The organism is Geodermatophilus sp. SYSU D00815, assembly GCF_054050035.1.
Window position 1 is genome coordinate 11,575 of the sequence record NZ_JBJGYO010000009.1, and the last position, 15,224, is coordinate 26,798.

The 15,224-nt window shown below is 76.7% G+C and carries 15 protein-coding genes and 1 tRNA gene; 5 read left to right on the top strand and 11 right to left on the bottom strand.

All coding sequences use genetic code 11. The features are described from left to right. The first annotated feature begins 39 nt into the window (after nt 1-39). Entirely contained in the window at nt 40-1,161 is a 1,122-nt protein-coding gene (locus ACI78S_RS12370) for an endonuclease/exonuclease/phosphatase family protein (RefSeq protein WP_456973622.1), read from the top strand. Here ACI78S_RS12370 and ACI78S_RS12375 read toward each other — a convergent pair. From ACI78S_RS12375 to hrcA, 3 genes are read right to left on the bottom strand one after another with little or no spacing between them, the layout of a single operon-like run. Next, nucleotides 1,158-1,916 (bottom strand): 16S rRNA (uracil(1498)-N(3))-methyltransferase, encoded by a 759-nt coding sequence (locus ACI78S_RS12375; RefSeq protein WP_456973624.1) that lies wholly within the window; start codon nt 1,914-1,916, stop codon nt 1,158-1,160. The genes ACI78S_RS12370 and ACI78S_RS12375 overlap by 4 nt on opposite strands. Beyond that, nucleotides 1,916-3,049, bottom strand: a complete 1,134-nt coding sequence (dnaJ, locus tag ACI78S_RS12380) for a molecular chaperone DnaJ (protein WP_456973626.1) — start codon at nt 3,047-3,049, stop codon at nt 1,916-1,918. Before dnaJ ends, ACI78S_RS12375 begins: the two co-directional genes overlap by 1 nt. 10 nt (nt 3,050-3,059) lie before the next feature. Next, entirely contained in the window at nt 3,060-4,082 is a 1,023-nt protein-coding gene (hrcA, locus tag ACI78S_RS12385; protein WP_456973628.1) for a heat-inducible transcriptional repressor HrcA, read from the bottom strand. Between hrcA and ACI78S_RS12390 the strand changes: the two genes are divergently transcribed. Continuing rightward, nucleotides 4,018-4,689: a type II toxin-antitoxin system VapB family antitoxin gene (locus ACI78S_RS12390; RefSeq protein ID WP_456973629.1), complete on the top strand. Its 672-nt coding sequence runs from the start codon at nt 4,018-4,020 to the stop codon at nt 4,687-4,689. The two genes, hrcA and ACI78S_RS12390, sit on opposite strands and share 65 nt — an antisense overlap. Nucleotides 4,690-4,691: 2 nt before the next feature. Here the strand turns inward: ACI78S_RS12390 and ACI78S_RS12395 are convergent, their stop codons facing one another. The 5 genes from ACI78S_RS12395 to hemW form a co-directional block, all read right to left on the bottom strand. After that, nucleotides 4,692-5,297, bottom strand: a complete 606-nt coding sequence (locus ACI78S_RS12395; protein WP_456973631.1) for a response regulator transcription factor — start codon at nt 5,295-5,297, stop codon at nt 4,692-4,694. Further along, nucleotides 5,294-6,403 (bottom strand): sensor histidine kinase, encoded by a 1,110-nt coding sequence (locus ACI78S_RS12400; RefSeq protein WP_456973633.1) that lies wholly within the window; start codon nt 6,401-6,403, stop codon nt 5,294-5,296. The genes ACI78S_RS12395 and ACI78S_RS12400 overlap by 4 nt, the downstream gene beginning before the upstream one ends. A 20-nt stretch (nt 6,404-6,423) precedes the next feature. Continuing rightward, on the bottom strand, nt 6,424-7,170 hold the full coding sequence (locus tag ACI78S_RS12405) for an ABC transporter permease (protein WP_456973635.1): 747 nt from the start codon (nt 7,168-7,170) through the stop codon (nt 6,424-6,426). Beyond that, the gene (locus ACI78S_RS12410; RefSeq protein ID WP_456973637.1) at nt 7,167-8,054 is read right to left on the bottom strand and encodes an ATP-binding cassette domain-containing protein; all 888 of its coding nucleotides are present in this window, start codon (nt 8,052-8,054) and stop codon (nt 7,167-7,169) included. Before ACI78S_RS12410 ends, ACI78S_RS12405 begins: the two co-directional genes overlap by 4 nt. An 84-nt stretch (nt 8,055-8,138) precedes the next feature. Then, entirely contained in the window at nt 8,139-9,326 is a 1,188-nt protein-coding gene (gene hemW / locus ACI78S_RS12415; protein ID WP_456973639.1) for a radical SAM family heme chaperone HemW, read from the bottom strand. Between the two features lie 50 nt (nt 9,327-9,376). Here hemW and ACI78S_RS12420 point away from each other — a divergent pair, with 50 nt between their 5' ends. Beyond that, nucleotides 9,377-10,144 carry an enoyl-CoA hydratase-related protein gene (locus tag ACI78S_RS12420; RefSeq protein WP_456973641.1) on the top strand — a complete coding sequence of 256 codons (768 nt, stop codon included), beginning with the start codon at nt 9,377-9,379 and terminating at the stop codon, nt 10,142-10,144. Between the two features lie 221 nt (nt 10,145-10,365). Here the strand turns inward: ACI78S_RS12420 and selB are convergent, their stop codons facing one another. From selB to ACI78S_RS12435, 3 genes are all read right to left on the bottom strand, one after another. After that, a complete protein-coding gene (gene selB / locus ACI78S_RS12425; RefSeq protein ID WP_456973643.1) occupies nt 10,366-12,111 on the bottom strand; it encodes a selenocysteine-specific translation elongation factor in 1,746 nt (581 codons plus the stop codon). Continuing rightward, on the bottom strand, nt 12,102-13,421 hold the full coding sequence (gene selA, locus ACI78S_RS12430; RefSeq protein ID WP_456973645.1) for an L-seryl-tRNA(Sec) selenium transferase: 1,320 nt from the start codon (nt 13,419-13,421) through the stop codon (nt 12,102-12,104). Before selA ends, selB begins: the two co-directional genes overlap by 10 nt. 27 nt (nt 13,422-13,448) lie before the next feature. Next, a tRNA-OTHER gene (locus ACI78S_RS12435) sits at nt 13,449-13,544 on the bottom strand. 64 nt (nt 13,545-13,608) lie between these two features. On the opposite strand from ACI78S_RS12435, the gene ACI78S_RS12440 reads away from it, so the two are divergent. Then, nucleotides 13,609-14,196 carry a helix-turn-helix transcriptional regulator gene (locus ACI78S_RS12440; RefSeq protein WP_456973647.1) on the top strand — a complete coding sequence of 196 codons (588 nt, stop codon included), beginning with the start codon at nt 13,609-13,611 and terminating at the stop codon, nt 14,194-14,196. Nucleotides 14,197-14,216: 20 nt separating this feature from the next. Beyond that, nucleotides 14,217-15,224, top strand: a complete 1,008-nt coding sequence (selD, locus tag ACI78S_RS12445; protein ID WP_456973649.1) for a selenide, water dikinase SelD — start codon at nt 14,217-14,219, stop codon at nt 15,222-15,224.

Genomic DNA, 15,224 nt, shown 5'->3' on the forward strand with positions numbered 1-15,224 from the left:
TCCCGGAGGTCTAGGCTGCCGGCTGCCACGGAGGCCGCCATGGAACTCTCACACGGACGTTCACCGCGCCACCGGTGCCTGCTGGTGGTCGTCCTCACGGTGCTGGCCCTGTTCGTGCCGACGGCGGCGCAGGCCGCCGCCCCCCAGCTCACCGTGATGACCCGGAACCTGTACCTCGGTGCCGACCTCACCGCGACGATCGCGGCACCGACGCTGGCGCAGCGCATCGCCGCCGACACCGAGGCCTGGCAGGACGTGCTGGCCAGCGACTTCCGCACCCGCGCCCGCGCCCTCGCCGCCGAGATCGATCAGGTCCGCCCCGACGTCGTCGGCCTGCAGGAGGTGACCCTCTGGCGGGAGCAGAGGCCCAGCGACATCGCGGCGATGGGCCCGAACGGGCCTGCGCAGATCGGGTCGAGCGCGCCGAACGCCCGCCACGTCGTCCTGGACTTCCTGTCGATCCTGCAGGAGGCACTGGCGGCGCGCGGGCTGCCGTACACCGCGGTCGTCGCGGTGGTCAACACCGACGCCGAGGGGCCGGTGCAGGAGCAGTCCGGTCTCATCGATGTCCGGTTCACCGATCGGGACGTGATCCTCGTGCGCACCTCACTGGTGCCGCAGGTGTCCGACTCCACCGGCGCCAACTACAACGCTCGACTGACCCTGCCGACCGTGATCGGACCGGTCACGTTCGTCCGCGGGTGGACCTCGATCGACTACGACGCCGCTCCCGGCACGACCGTGCGGATCCTCAACACCCACCTCGAAGTGGCCAGTCAGCCGTTCGCCCCGCTCCAGGTGGCGCAGGGCAAGGAGTTCGTCGCGCTCGTCGCCGCCAGCCCGCACCCGGTTCTCGCAGTGGGCGACTTCAACTCACGGGCGGACGGCGGGGACACGCCCACGTACGCGAATCTCACCGCGGTGCTGCACGATGCCTGGCCCGCGGCCGGTCCGAGCAACTCGGGGCTGACCTGCTGCCAGGCCGAGCTGCTCGACAACCGGACGAGGCGGGAGGACCGCCGCATCGACCTGGTGCTCGCATCGGAGGACTGGCCCGTCAGCCAGGTGCTGCGCACCGGCGAGTTCCCGTTCCGGCCGGCGCCCGCCCCGCTGTGGGCGTCGGACCACTTCGGCGTGGCGGCCCGCTACACGATCGGCTAGGCCCAGCGGACCTTGACGCTCAGCGCGGCGAGGGCGGCCGCCCCGGCGGTGGAGGTGCGCAGCACCTCGGGGCCCAGCCGCACCGCCTCGGCGCCGGCCGCGCGGAAGGCCAGCACCTCGCCGTCGGTCAGCCCGCCCTCGGGCCCGACGACGACGGCGATCGTCCCCTGCCGGGGCGCCGGCACCTCGGCCAGCGGCCGGCGGGCCTGCTCGTGCAGGACCAGCGCCAGGTCGGCGTCGGCGAGCAGCCCGCACACCTGCCGGGTGGTCATCGGCCCGGTCACCTCGGGCATGCGGGGGCGGCGGGACTGCTTGGTCGCCGCCCGCGCGGCCGCCCGCCACTTGGCCAGGCCCTTGTCGACGCGGTCCTCGCGCCAGCGGGTGACGCAGCGCGACGCCGTCCAGGGCACGATCCGGTCGACCCCGAGCTCGGTGGCCAGGTCGACGGCGAGCGGGCCACGGTCGCCCTTGGGCAGCGCCTGCACCAGCACCAGCTCCGGCTGGGGCGCCGGCACCTCCAGGCGGTTGCGCACCCGCACCCGCAGGCCCTCGTGGCCGGCGGAGACGACCTCGCCCTCGGCGACCATGCCCCGGCCGTCGCCCACCCGCACGGTCTCGCCGGGTGCCAGGCGCAGGACGTCGACCGCGTGCCGGCCCTCGGCGCCGTCGACCAGCAGCTCCTCGGCGTCGGGGAGCTCGTCGAGCAGGAACAGCGGGGCGCCGTCGAGGTCGGGTACGCCGGTGTCGGCGGCCATCAGTGGCCGTTCCAGGCGTCGCGGACGCGGGAGAAGAAGCCCTGCTGGTTCTCGCGGCCGGAGCCGGCGGCGTCCTCGCCGCGCAGCACGGCGAGCTCGCGGAGCAGCTTCTCCTGCTCGGCGTCGAGCCTGGTCGGCGTCTGCACCTCGACGTGCACCAGCAGGTTGCCCCGGCCGGTGGCCCGCAGCCGCGGCGCGCCCTGCCCGCGCATCGTGAGCACGCTGCCCGACTGCGTGCCGGGCTTGATGTCGAGCTCGGTCTCGCCGTCGAGGGTCTTGAGGTTGAGCGTGGTGCCGAGCGCCGCGGAGGTCATGGGCAGGGTGACCCGGCAGTGCAGGTCCTCGCCGTCGCGGGTGAACACCGCGTGCGGCCGCTCGTGGATCTCGACGTAGAGGTCACCGGCCGGGCCGCCGCCGGGGCCCACCTCGCCGTGGCCGGTGAGCCGGATCCGCATCCCGTCCTCCACGCCGGCCGGCACCTTCACCGGGATGGTCCGGCGGGCGCGGACCCGCCCGTCGCCGCCGCACTGGGCGCAGGGCTCGGGGATGACCTGGCCGGTGCCGGCGCAGGTGGGGCAGGTGCGGGTGGAGACCACCTGGCCGAGGAAGGAGCGCTGCACGCTCTGCACCTCGCCGCGGCCGGCGCAGGTGGTGCAGGTGGTGGGGTGGGTGCCCGGCGCGGTGCCGGCGCCGCTGCAGGTGGCGCAGAGCACCGCCGTGTCGACGGTGATCTCCTTCGTGGTGCCGAAGACGGTCTCGTCCAGGTCGAGCTCGACCCGGATCAGCGCGTCGCCGCCGGCGCGCACCCGGCTGCGCGGCCCGCGGGTGGTGGCCCCGCCGAAGAACGCGTCCATGATGTCGCCGAGGCCGCCGAAGCCCGCGCCGAACGGGTTGCCGCCCGCGCCCGCGCCCGCGGTGTCGAACGGGTCGCCCCCGAGGTCGACGATGCGCCGCTTCTCGGGGTCGGTGAGCGCCTGGTAGGCGCGGTTGACCTCCTGGAAGCGCTCCTTGGCCTCGGGGTCGGGGTTGACGTCGGGGTGCAGGTCACGGGCCAGCCGCCGGTAGGCGCGCTTGATCTCGTTGTCCGTGGCGCCCCGGGTCAGCCCGAGGACGGCGTAGTAGTCGGTCGCCAAGTTCTCTTCCTCAGCTCTCGGCCAGCAGTTGGCCGACGTAGCGGGCCACGGCGCGGACCGCGGCGATGTTGCCCGGATAGTCCATGCGGGTGGGGCCGACGACGCCCAGCCCGCCCAGTGCGCGGTCGCCCGAGCCGTACCCCACTGATACGAACGACGCACCGGCGAGCGCCTCGTGGGCGTTCTCCTCACCGATCCGCACCAGCACGGTGCCCGGGTCCACCTCGCTCATCAACCGCAGGACCACGACCTGTTCTTCCAGCGCCTCCAGCAGCGGCCGGACGCTGCCGGGGAAGTCCATGGCCCCGGTGCGGGCGAGGTTCGCCGTGCCGCCGATGACCAGCCGGTCCTCCCCCGGCTCGACCAGCGTCTCCATCAGCGTGGCGCTGACGGTGCCGACCAGCCCGCGCAGGTGCGCCGGGGCGGTGTCGAGCAGGCCGGACACCTTCGCCCCCGCGTCGGCCAGCTTGACCCCGACGAAGGCGGAGTTGAGCAGGCCGCGCAGCTCGGCCACGGCCTCGTGGTCGACGTCGACCGGGGTCTCGACGGTCCGCTGCTCCACCCGGCCGGTGTCGGTGATGAGGACCAGCAGCAGCCGGGTGGCGCCCACCGGCACCAGCTCCAGGTGCCGCACCGAGCTGCGCGACAGCGTCGGGTACTGGACGACGGCGACCTGCCGGGTCAGCTGGGCGAGCAGCCGGACGGTGCGGCCCAGGACGTCGTGCAGGTCGACCGCGCCGTCGAGGAAGCGCTCGATGGCCCGCCGCTCGGCGATCGAGAGCGGCTTGATCGCCGAGAGCCGGTCGACGAAGAGCCGGTAGCCCTTGTCGGTGGGCACCCGGCCGGCGCTGGTGTGCGGCTGGGTGATGTAGCCCTGCTCCTCGAGCACCGCCATGTCGTTGCGGATGGTCGCCGGGGAGACCCCCAGGTCGTGCCGCTCGGCGAGGGCCTTGCTGCCCACCGGGTCGTTGGTCGAGACGAAGTCCTGGACGATCGCCCGCAGGACCTCCAGGCGCCGTTCCTCGTGCGCCACGCGTACACCTCCCCGTACCGGTCGACGCCGCGTCGGCGGCTGGCACTCGCAGGGAGCGAGTGCCAGTTCAGTCTACGACCGGAGGTCCTCCCCGTCGCGCTCCTCGCGGCGGGTCGACGCACCCGACGGGGACGGCGGCGCACGAGGTCGGCCGTTAGGGTGGGACCGGTCGACCGCCCCCGCGCCGGGGCAGGAGAGCGGAGGTCGTTCCCTGATCTTCAAAGCGGTACGCGAGGGCCGTCCCTACCCCGACCACGGGATGACCACCAAGGACTGGGCGCTCATCCCGCCCCGGCAGGTGCGGCTGGACACGCTGGTGACGACCAAGCGGGAGCTGGCGCTCGACACCCTGCTCGCCGACGACTCCACCTTCTACGGCGACCTGTTCCCCCACGCCGTCCTCTGGCACGGCGAGCTCTACCTGGAGGACGGCCTGCACCGCGCCCTGCGGGCGGCGCTGCAGCAGCGCAACGTCATCCACGTCCGGGTGCTCGACCTCGACGCGCTCATGCCGGTGGCCCACCGGGCCGGCGGGGCGACCACCGAGACGCTGCCGGCCCAGCCGCCGGTGCCCGCGCCGCAGCCGCGCGGGCCGCACCCCCGCTAGCGCTACAGCCAGCCCTTCTCCTCGGCCACCCGGGCCGCCTCCACCCGGGTGCGCGCGCCGGTCTTGCCGATCGCCGAGGACAGGTAGTTGCGCACCGTGCCCTCGGACAGGAACAGCCGGCGGGCGATCTCGGCGACCGTCGCCCCGTCGGCGGCCTCGCGCAGCACGTCGGCCTCCCGGGCCGACAGCGGCGTGGCGCCGATCGCGAGCGCCGCGGCGGCGAGCTCCCGGTCGATGACCCGCTCCCCCGCCACCACGGCGCGGATGGCCTTCGCCAGCTCGGCGACCGGGGCGTCCTTGACCAGGAAGCCGGCCGCGCCCACCTCCATGGCCCGCCGCAGGAAGCCCGGCCGCCCGAAGGTCGTGAGGACGACGGCGCGCACCTCCGGCAGCGCGCCGGCCAGCGCGCGGGCGGCCTCCAGGCCGTCCATGCCGGGCATCTCGATGTCGAGCAGCGCGACGTCGGGCCGGTGCTCCCGGGCGGCGTCGACGACGGCGTCGCCGCGGCCGACCTCAGCCACCACCTCGAGGTCGTCCTCCAGGTCGAGCAGGGCCCGCAGCGCGCCGCGGACCATCGACTGGTCCTCGGCGATGAGCACCCGGATCACGGCGCGCCCACCCGGGTCGACGCCGGGGAGGTGACCGGGAGCCGGGCCCGCAGCCGGAAGCCACGGCCCGGGGCGGGGCCGCTCTCGACGGAGCCCCCCAGCGCCTCGACCCGCTCGGCGAGCCCGGCCAGCCCGGCGCCGCCGGTCGCCGTCCCCGCCGGGCCGTTCCCGTCGTCGGTGACCGTCAGCGTGGCGTCGGCGTCGGTGGTGGCGAGCTCGACGGTGACCGACCGCGCGCCGCTGTGCCGCAGCACGTTCGTCGTCGCCTCCCGCACCACCCAGCCGAGGGCGGCGTCGACCGCCGCGGGCAGCGCGGGCACCGCCGGGGCCTTGAGCCCGATGCCGGCCGCCGACAGGGCCGGGCGGGCCTCGGCCAGCGCCTGGCCGAGGCTGACCTGCCGGTAGCCGCTGACGGCGTCGCGCACCTCGGCCAGCGCGCGGCGGGCGGCGGCCTCGACGTCGGCCATCTCCTCCCGCGCCCGTGCGGGGTCGCGCTCGGCCAGCCGGCCGGCGAGCTCGCTCTTGAGCGCGATGAGCGACAGGCTGTGGCCGAGCAGGTCGTGCAGGTCGCGGGCGAAGCGCAGCCGCTCCTCGGCGACGGCGTTGCGGGCCAGCTCCTCCCGGGCCTCGGTGAGCTCGGCGTTGATCGACACCAGGTGCCGGGTGCCCTGCAGCGCGAAGGCGGTGAGCAGGCAGATCACCGGGAGGATGAACAGCTCGCCGAGCTGGCCGTGGGCCACCAGCACGGCCGCGCACACGGCCGCGGCCCCGACCACCGCCGGCGCGATCCAGCGCGTGGGCAGCGCGACCGAGACGGCGGCCGACACGTAGATCATCAGGCCGGCCCAGGGCGGCCCCTGCCAGACGGCGAGCGCGACGCCGAGGGCGACCACGACCACCAGCCGCGCCGCGACCGGCCCGCAGGGGCTGAAGGCCCGCCGGAACACGTCGAGGTAGACGACGGTGAAGGCCAGCAGCGCGAGCCCGGCCAGCACCGTCTCCCAGACCGGCCGGGGCGTGGAGACCAGGTCGACGACCGGGAACGCCTGGAACAGCAGCCAGGGCAGGGCCCAGCCGATCTGCTGCCGGCGTCCGCGTCCGTCCACGCCCCGGACGGTAGCCCGGCTCATCCCGCGACGGCGTGCAGCGGGCGGCGGCGTCCCACCAGGGTGGCGAGGCCCGCGAAGAGGGCGGTGAAGCCGAGCAGGGCGAGGATCGTCGGCAGGCCGGGCGCCGCGCCGGCGGCCACCTCCCGGCCGAGCTCGGCGTACCAGTACGACGGCATCCAACGGGCCACCGTCTGCAGCGCCGACGGGAAGACCTGGACCGGCACCCACAGCCCGCCGAGGGTCGCCAGCACCACGCCGAGGATGCCGACCGCGCCGCCGGCGGCCTTCTCGTCCAGGGCGAGGCCCACGAGGAGCCCGAGGGCGACGAACGCCACCGAACCGGCCCAGAGCACGCCCACGAGCGCCAGCCAGGTGCCCAGCGGCAGCTCGACGCCGTTGACGAAGCGGCCGACCAGCGCCACGACGACCAGGCTGGGCAAGGTCAGCAGCGCGCCGACGACCACGTCCACGGCCAGCACCGACCACGGCGGCACCGGCATCACCCGCAGCTGGCGCAGCCAGCCGGAGGCCCGGTCGAAGGAGAGCCGGATGGTCGCGCCCAGGGCGGCGCCGAGCGCGCCGTAGGCCATCATCGAGACGAGGAAGTTCCCGGCGTAGTCCTGGTACTGCGCGGCCGTGACGGCCTGCCCGCCGAAGACCTTCGTGAAGAAGACGGTGAACAGGGCCGGCAGCAGCACGGTGAAGAACAGGTACTGCTTGTTGCGCGCGATGCGGCGCAGCTGGAAGGCGAGCAGGGCGGTCATCGGACGGCTCCCGTGAGGGTGAGGACGGCGTCCTCGAGGCTGGCGCCGCGGACCTCGAGATCGGTCAGCGGGACGCCGTCGGCGAGGAGCGCGCGCAGGGTGGCCTCGGGGTCGGCGGTGGTGAGCGCGACGGTGTCGCCGCGGCGGTCGGTGGCGGTCACGCCGGGCACGTGGTCGAAGCGGCCGACGTCGGCCGTGGTGAACGAGATGGTCCGGCCCGCGGCGCGGGCCTTGACCTGCGCGGCGGGGCCGTCGGCCACGACCCTCCCACCGGCGACGACCACCACGCGGTCGGCGACGGCGTCGGCCTCCTCGAGGTGGTGGGTGGCGAAGACGACGGTGTGCCCGCGCCCGGCGAGCTCGCGCATCGTCGTCCAGAAGGCGCGGCGGCCCTCGACGTCCATGGCCGAGGTCGGCTCGTCGAGCAGCAGCAGCGGCGACTCGCCGGCCAGGGCGAGGGCGAGCAGCACGCGCTGGCGCTGGCCGCCGGAGAGCGCGTCGGTCGTGCGGCCGAGCAGGCCGTCGATGCCGGCGGTGGCGACCAGGTCGTCCAGCGGCCAGGCGTTCGGGTAGCTGCGGCGGGCCAGGTCGAGCAGCTCGCCGACGCGCGCCTCGCTGGGCAGCCCGCCGTGCTGGAGCATCGCGCCGACGCAGCCGGCGCGGACCGCGGCCGCCGGCGACCGGCCGAGCACCCGGATCGTGCCGGCCGCCGGCCGGAGCAGGCCGAGGACGGCGTTCACGGTGGTGGACTTGCCGGCGCCGTTGGGACCGAGCAGGGCGACGGTCTGGCCGCGCGGGATGGCGAGGTCGACGCCGTCGACGGCGACGGTGTCGCCGAAGCGGACGGTCAGCCCCGAGACGTCGAGGGCGAGCGGGATGGGCACGGCGTCGAGCCTGGCCGAGGCGACCCCCCCGGCGGCAGTGCGGGACGTCGTCGGTCCGCCCTGACATCCGTCATGCGGGGGTGCTCAGTCGGTCAGGTCCCGGACGACGGCGTCGGCGAGCAGCCGCCCGCGGTCGGTGAGGACGGCGCGGCCGCCGGCGTGCGCCGCCGGCTCCAGCAGGCCGTCGGCGACGGCGGCGGCGGCGCGGCGGCGGCCGGTGTCGGACAGCGCGGTGAGCGGGAGGCCGTCGCGCAGCCGCAGCCCGAGCATGATCGCCTCCAGCGCCCGGTCGGCGTCGTCGAGCCGCTCGCTGCCGGCGGCCGGGCTCTCGCCGCGGGTCAGCCGCTCGGCGTAGGCGGCCGGGTGCTTGACGTTCCACCAGCGCAGGCCGCCGACGTGGCTGTGCGCGCCCGGGCCGATCCCCCACCAGTTCGCGCCGGCCCAGTACAGCTCGTTGTGCCGGCAGCGGGCGGCGTCGCCGGTCGCCCAGTTGCTGACCTCGTACCACTCGAAGCCGGCCGTGCGCAGCGTCGCGTCGGCCTGCTCGTAGCGGTCGGCCAGGACGTCGTCGTCCGGCATCGGCAGCTCGCCGCGACGGATCCGCCGGGCCAGCCGGGTGCCCTCCTCGACGATGAGCGCGTAGGCGCTCACGTGGTCGACCGGAGCGGCGAGCACGGCGTCGAGCGAGGCCGCCCAGTCGGCGTCGGTCTCCCCCGGCGTGCCGTAGATGAGGTCGAGGTTGACGTGCTCGAAGCCGGCGGCGCGCGCCTCGTGGGCGGCCTCGACGGCCCGGCCGGGCGTGTGCCGGCGGTCGAGGACGGCGAGCACGTGCTCGGCGGCCGACTGCATGCCGAGGCTGACCCGGGTGTAGCCGGCCGCGCGCAGCCGCTCCAGCGACGCCGGGGTGACCGTCTCCGGGTTGGCCTCGGTGGTCACCTCGACGTCGCCGGCGACCGGGAACAGCCGGTGGACCTCGGCGAGGACGGCGGCCAGGTCGTCGGTGGGCAGCAGCGTGGGCGTGCCGCCGCCGACGAAGACGGTGCGCACCGTCGGGAGATCGGGGCCGAGGGCCGCCGCGGCGGCGCGCAGCTCGGCGATCGCCGTCCCCGCGTACTCCGACCGGTTGGCGCCGGGGCCCAGCTCCTCGGAGGTGTAGGTGTTGAAGTCGCAGTAGCCGCAGCGGGTGGCGCAGAACGGCACGTGCACGTACAGCCCGAAGGGCGTGGTGGCCAGGCCGTCGCGGGCGGTCTCCGGCAGCTCGAAGGTGTCCATCTGCTCCCAGTGTCCCCCGTCGGCGGCGCCGACCGGCAGGATCGGCGGCCGTGAGCGACGACGACGTCCTGAAGGTCACGGTCGAGCGCGGGGTGGCGACCCTGACCCTCGACTCCCCCGCCAACCGGAACGCCCTGTCCCGCGCGATGCGCGCGCAGCTGCGCGCCGCGCTGACCGAGGCGCTCGCCGACGACGCGGTGCGGGTGGTCGTGCTCGACCACACCGGGCGGGTGTTCTGCTCCGGCATGGACCTGTCCGAGGCCGCGGGGGGCGGCGTGCAGGACCAGGGGGTGCGCGAGTTCCCCGAGATCCTCGAGGCGATCTGGTCGTCGCCGAAGCCGGTGCTGGCCGCCGTCCGCGGCCCGGCGCGGGCCGGCGGGGTCGGGCTGCTGGCCGCGTGCGACGTGGTGGTCGCGGGGCGGTCGGCCACGTTCGCGTTCAGCGAGGTCCGGATCGGCGTCGTGCCCGCGGTCATCTCGGCGGTGGTGCTGCCGCGGATGGTGCCGCACGTCGCGCACCGGCTGATGCTCACCGGTGAGGTGTTCGACGCCGCCGCCGCGGCGGCCGGCGGGCTGGTCGACCTGGTCACCGCCGACGACGAGGTCTCCGCGGTGGTCGCGCAGCAGGTCGGCGCGCTGGCGGCCGGCGCGCCCGCGGCGCTGGCCGAGACCAAGGGGCTGCTGCGCGCCGGCGCTCCTCCCCTGCGGTTCGACGAGCTGCTGGAGCTCTCGGCCCGGTTCTTCGCGAGCGAGGAGGGCCAGGAGGGCATCGCGGCCTTCCGGGAGAAGCGGCCCGCCAGGTGGGTACCGGCGTCCTAGTGCTCTGCCCACCCTGGTGGGCGGAGCACTAGCAGCGGAGCACTAGCACCGGCACACTCCTGCCATGACCGAGCGGCGCGACGACGAGCGCTTCCGGCACCTGCCCGAGCCGGTGCGGCCCGAGGACCTGGTCGAGACGACCGACGTGTCCACGCTGCCGGTGCGCGACGAGGAGACCGAGCAGCGCGAGGCCTTCCTGCGCGGCGGCCGGCTGACCGGGCTCAGCGCAGCCGGCGGGAGTTGTCCGGCAGCCGCTGGGTCACCCCTCGGGCGTCGAGCCACTCCATCAGCGGGACGGCGACCCGGCGGCTGGTGCCCCACGCCTGACGGGCCTGGCTCAGGGTGAACGGCGCGGGCAGGCCGGCCAGCGCGGCGCGGGCCGGGCCCTGCACGTCGGGCGCGAGGTAGACGCCGTCGGCGATCCGCACCAGCTGGCCGTCCCGCACCGCCGCCGCCAGCTCCCGCGGGCCGAGCCCCGCCGCGGCCAGCTCACCGGCCTCGGGAGCGGCGAACGGAGCGTCCGCCAGCCGCGCCCGCAGCTGGTCCACCGCGCGCTGCACGGCCGGCGGCAGGCCCGCGGACGCCTCGACCACGCGCCCGTCGCGCAGCGCCAGCGGCGGCCGCACGACGGCTCCGACCAGCTGGGCGTCGGGCAGCTCCAGCGCGCGCCGCACGACGTCGACCGGCGGGCCCGGCTCGAGCGGCCGCAGCTGCCGGTACCGGGCCACCACGCCGGGCAGCCGGGCGCCCAGCTCGTCGAGCACCCCGGGTGCCACCAGCCACGGCCCGACCGTCGTCGTCCCCTCGGGCACCGGCCAGCCCATCGCCGCGAAGTCGTCGGCCAGCACGACGCGCCGCCGGGCCAGGTCGGCGACCGCGCCCGCCGCCCCCGGCAGCTGGGCGGCCAGCTCCGCCGCGCGCTGCCGGGCGGCGCCGCGCCGGCGCAGCTCCGGCGGGGCGACGTCCCGCACGTCGGCGCCGACCACCCGCCGGGTGCCCGGATCGCGCACCAGCAGCCGGTCCCCCACCCGCAGCGGCAGCGGCGCGGCCAGCCGCAGCCGCAGCGCGCTGCCCTCCAGCGGCCGCAGCCGCGCGGCCACCGTCGCCGACCCGACGTGCACCACCGGCTCCGCGGGCAGCCGGTCCTCCGGCACCGCGTCGAGGGTGACGTCGACCTGGTCGGTGCGGCGGAAGGCGCCGGGGGTGAGCAGCGCGTCGCCGCGGGAGAGCTCCTCGAGCGCGACGCCGCGCAGGTTGAGCGCCACGCGCGCGGTGGCGGCGGCCCGCTCCACCGGCTCGCCGAGGGAGTGCACGCCCCGGACGACGACCTCGCGGTCGGCCAGCTCCAGCCGGTCGCCGGGCGCGACGGCGCCGGCGGCCAGCGTGCCGGTGACCACGGTGCCGGCGCCGCGGATGGTGAACGCCCGGTCGACCCACAGCCGCACCGGCGCCGCGCGGTCGGGCGCGGGCAGGGCCGCCAGCACCCGGTCGAGGGCGGCGGCGACGTCGGCGACGCCCGCGCCGGTGACCGCGCTGACCGCCACCGCGGGCACGTCGCGCATGGACGTCGTCGCCAGCCGCCGGCGCGCGTCGGCCAGCACCGGCGCCGGGTCGGCCAGGTCCGCCTTGGTGACGGCGAGCAGCGCGTGCCGCACCCCGAGGGCGTCGAGGACGGCGACGTGCTCGGCGGTCTGCGCCGACCAGCCGTCGTCGGCGGCGACCACCACCAGCGCCGCGGGCACCGGGCCGACGCCGGCGAGCATGTTGCCCACGAAGCGCTCGTGGCCCGGCACGTCCACCACCGCGAGCCGCCGGCCCGACGGCAGCGTCGTCCAGGCGAAGCCGAGGTCGATGGTCAGCCCCCGGCGGCGCTCCTCCTCCCAGCGGTCGGGCTCCATGCCGGTGAGCGCCCGCACCAGGGTGGACTTGCCGTGGTCGACGTGGCCGGCGGTGGCGATCACGTCCACGCGCGGGCCACCTCCAGCACCGCGCCGGCCAGCGCCTCGTCGTCGGCCGGGAGCAGGCTGCGCAGGTCGAGCAGCGTGCGGTCGTCGGTCAGGTGGCCGACCACCGGCGGCACCCCCAGCCGCAGCGGCTCGGCGAAGGACGGCGGCAGCGAGACCGCCGCGCTGGGCAGCGGGTGCTCGGGCGCCCCTCCCCCGCCCACCCGGGCCTCGCTGTCCACCGCCCGGGCGTCGACCCCGGCCGCGGCGAGCCGCCCGGCGAGCGCGCGGGCGCGGGCCCGCAGCCCCTCGACGTCGGCGGCGAGCATCGCGCGCACCGGCGGCGTGGGCCCGCGCAGCGTCGCCTCGAGCGCGGCCAGCGTGGTCTTGTCGACCCGCAGCGCCCGGTACAGCGGGTGCCGGCGCAGCCGCTGCACGAGGTCGGCGCGGCCGAGGACCAGGCCGGTCTGCGGTCCGCCGAGCAGCTTGTCGCCGCTGGCCAGCACGAGGTCGGCGCCGTCGGCCAGGGTCGACTGCAGGTCGGGCTCGTCGGGCAGCGCGGGGTGCGGGGCGGGCAGGCCCGAGCCGACGTCGGCCACCAGCGGCACGCCGCTGCCGTGCAGCGCGGCCGCCAGCTCCCGCACCGGCACCGAGCGGGTGAAGCCGCGGACGACGAAGTTCGACGGGTGCACCTTCAGCACGGCGCCGGTGTCGTCGTGCAGCGCGTCGCGGTAGTCGTCCACGGTGACCCGGTTCGTCGTCCCCACCTCGCGCAGCCGGGCGCCGGTCGAGGCGAGCAGCTCGGGGATGCGGAAGCCGTCGCCGATCTCGACCAGCTCGCCGCGGGCCAGCACCAGCTCGCGCCCCTGGCCGAGCGCGGTGGCGACGAGCGCCAGGGCGGCGGCGCAGTTGTTCACCACGATCGCGGCCTCGGCGGCGGGGACGGCGGCCAGCAGCGCGGCGATCGCCGCCTCCCCGCGCGGGCCGCGGCGGCCGGAGGGCAGGTCCAGCTCGACGTCGGTCGTGCCGCCGGCGGCGGCCATGGCGGCGACGGCGGCCGGCGACAGCGGGGACCGGCCGAGGTTGGTGTGCACCAGAACTCCGGTGGCGTTGAGCACCGGGCGCAGGCTGCTCGCGGTCGGCGGCAGCGACTCCAGGACGGCGGCGACCGCGGCCGCGGGCGCCAGCTCGCCGGCCCGGATCCGGTGCTGGACCTCCTGCACGGCCCGCTTCACCAGGGCCCGGTCGAGCGCCTCGGCCGCCGCGGCGAGCGCCGGCTCGGCGAGCAGCGCGTCGGTGCGGGGCACCTGCCGGCGCGGGTCGGTGATCACCACGCCCGAAGCGTAGGCGCGGGAGGGAGGTGGCGGAGGCGGACGGGAATCGAACCCGCCTGACCGAGCTGCTCGGTCACGTCGGCTTTAGAGGCCGCGGGGGCCACCAGGCACCCTGACGCCTCCGCCGGGCAGCCTACGTGGCGGTCGGCCGCGCAGAACTGTCGGTGCCCCCCGTCACCATCCCGGCATGGCCCGCACCGAGCACCGCCCCGCCGCGACGCTGCCGCCGCTCGCCCTCACCCCCGAGGAGGCCGCGGCCGTCGCCGTCGCCCTCGCCGCGCAGCCCGACGGCGCCTACGCCGACGCCGGCCGGGGCGCGCTGGAGAAGGTCCTCGACGTCCTCGAGCCCGACCCGCAGCGCCGCGCGCAGCTGCTGGCCACCAGCTTGTGGGTCAGCGCCGAGGCCGGCCGGTCGGCCGAGATGCGCGCCGTCGTCGAGCAGGCCGTCGCCCGGCACCGGGTGCTCGTCCTGCGCTACCGCGACGGCAAGGGGCAGGCGACGCGCCGCGAGGTGGAGCCGCAGCTGCTGGCCCGCAGCAGCGACCACTGGTTCCTGGTGGCGTGGTGCCGGGAGCGGCAGGCGCCGCGCTGGTTCCGCGAGGACCGCGTCGAGGCCGTCGAGCTCACCACCGAGCCCGCGCCCCGCCGCGACCCGGCGCTGTTCGGCGCCCCCTCGCGCACCCACCCGGCCGGCCGTGCGCTCGGCCGCACCGCGCCGCCGGCCCGGCCGGGCACCCCGCCGCGGCTGACCGTGCTGCCGGGCGGGAAGTCCTGATCCGCGCATAGATTCGGGCGGTGACCAGCGCGCCCGCCACCATCCGGCTGACCCAGTACGCGCACGGCGGGGGCTGCGCCTGCAAGATCCCGCCCGGCGAGCTCGAGGCCGTCGTCGCCGGGCTCACCGCCGGCGGACCCGCCGCCCCGGCCGCCGAGCTCGTCGTCGGCCTCGACGACGGCGACGACGCCGCGGTCGTGCGGATCGCCGGCGGCCAGGGCCTCGTGCTCACCACCGACTTCTTCACCCCGGTCGTCGACGACGCGTACACCTTCGGGCGGATCGCGGCGGCCAACGCGCTCTCCGACGTCTACGCCATGGGCGGCACCCCCGTGCTGGCGGTGAACCTGCTCGGCTGGCCGCGCGACGTGCTGCCCGCCGAGCTGGCCGCCGAGGTGCTGCGCGGCGGCCTCGACGTGGCCCGGGAGGCCGGCTGCCACGTCGGCGGCGGCCACTCGATCGACGACCCCGAGCCCAAGTACGGCATGGCGGTGACCGGCCTGGTCGACGTCGACCGGGTGATCCGCAACGACGCCGCGGTCGCCGGCACGCCGCTGTCGCTGACCAAGCCGCTGGGCGTCGGCGTCCTCAACAGCCGGCACAAGCAGACCGGCGAGGTCTCCGAGGAGGCGGTCGCCTCGATGACCGCCCTCAACCGCGAGGCGGGCCGGGCGGCGGTCGCGGCCGGCATCCGGGCCGGCACCGACGTCACCGGCTTCGGCCTGCTCGGCCACCTCTACAAGATGGCCCGGGCCAGCGGCGTGACGGCGGTGGTCGACGCCGCCGCCGTCCCGTACCTGGCCGGCGCCCGGGAGGCGCTGGCGGCCGGCTTCGTCTCCGGCGGCACCCGCCGCAACCTCGACTGGGTGCGCCCGCACGCCGACCTCTCGGCGGTCGACGAGGGCGAGGCGCTGCTGCTCGCCGACGCGCAGACCTCCGGCGGGCTGCTGCTCGGCGGCGAGGTGCCCGGCGCCCCGGTGATCGGCGAGTTCGTCCCCCGCCAGGACGCGGTCGTGGTCGTTCGTTAG

Bases quoted from the DNA above. Each gene is read 5' to 3' on its own strand.
- ACI78S_RS12440 (WP_456973647.1), top strand. From the start codon at position 13,609: ATGGCCCGCACCGAGCACCGCCCCGCCGCGACGCTGCCGCCGCTCGCC.
- hemW (WP_456973639.1), bottom strand. From the start codon at position 9,326: ATGGACACCTTCGAGCTGCCGGAGACCGCCCGCGACGGCCTGGCCACC.
- ACI78S_RS12370 (WP_456973622.1), top strand. From the start codon at position 40: ATGGAACTCTCACACGGACGTTCACCGCGCCACCGGTGCCTGCTGGTG.
- ACI78S_RS12375 (WP_456973624.1), bottom strand. From the start codon at position 1,916: ATGGCCGCCGACACCGGCGTACCCGACCTCGACGGCGCCCCGCTGTTC.
- ACI78S_RS12405 (WP_456973635.1), bottom strand. From the start codon at position 7,170: ATGACCGCCCTGCTCGCCTTCCAGCTGCGCCGCATCGCGCGCAACAAG.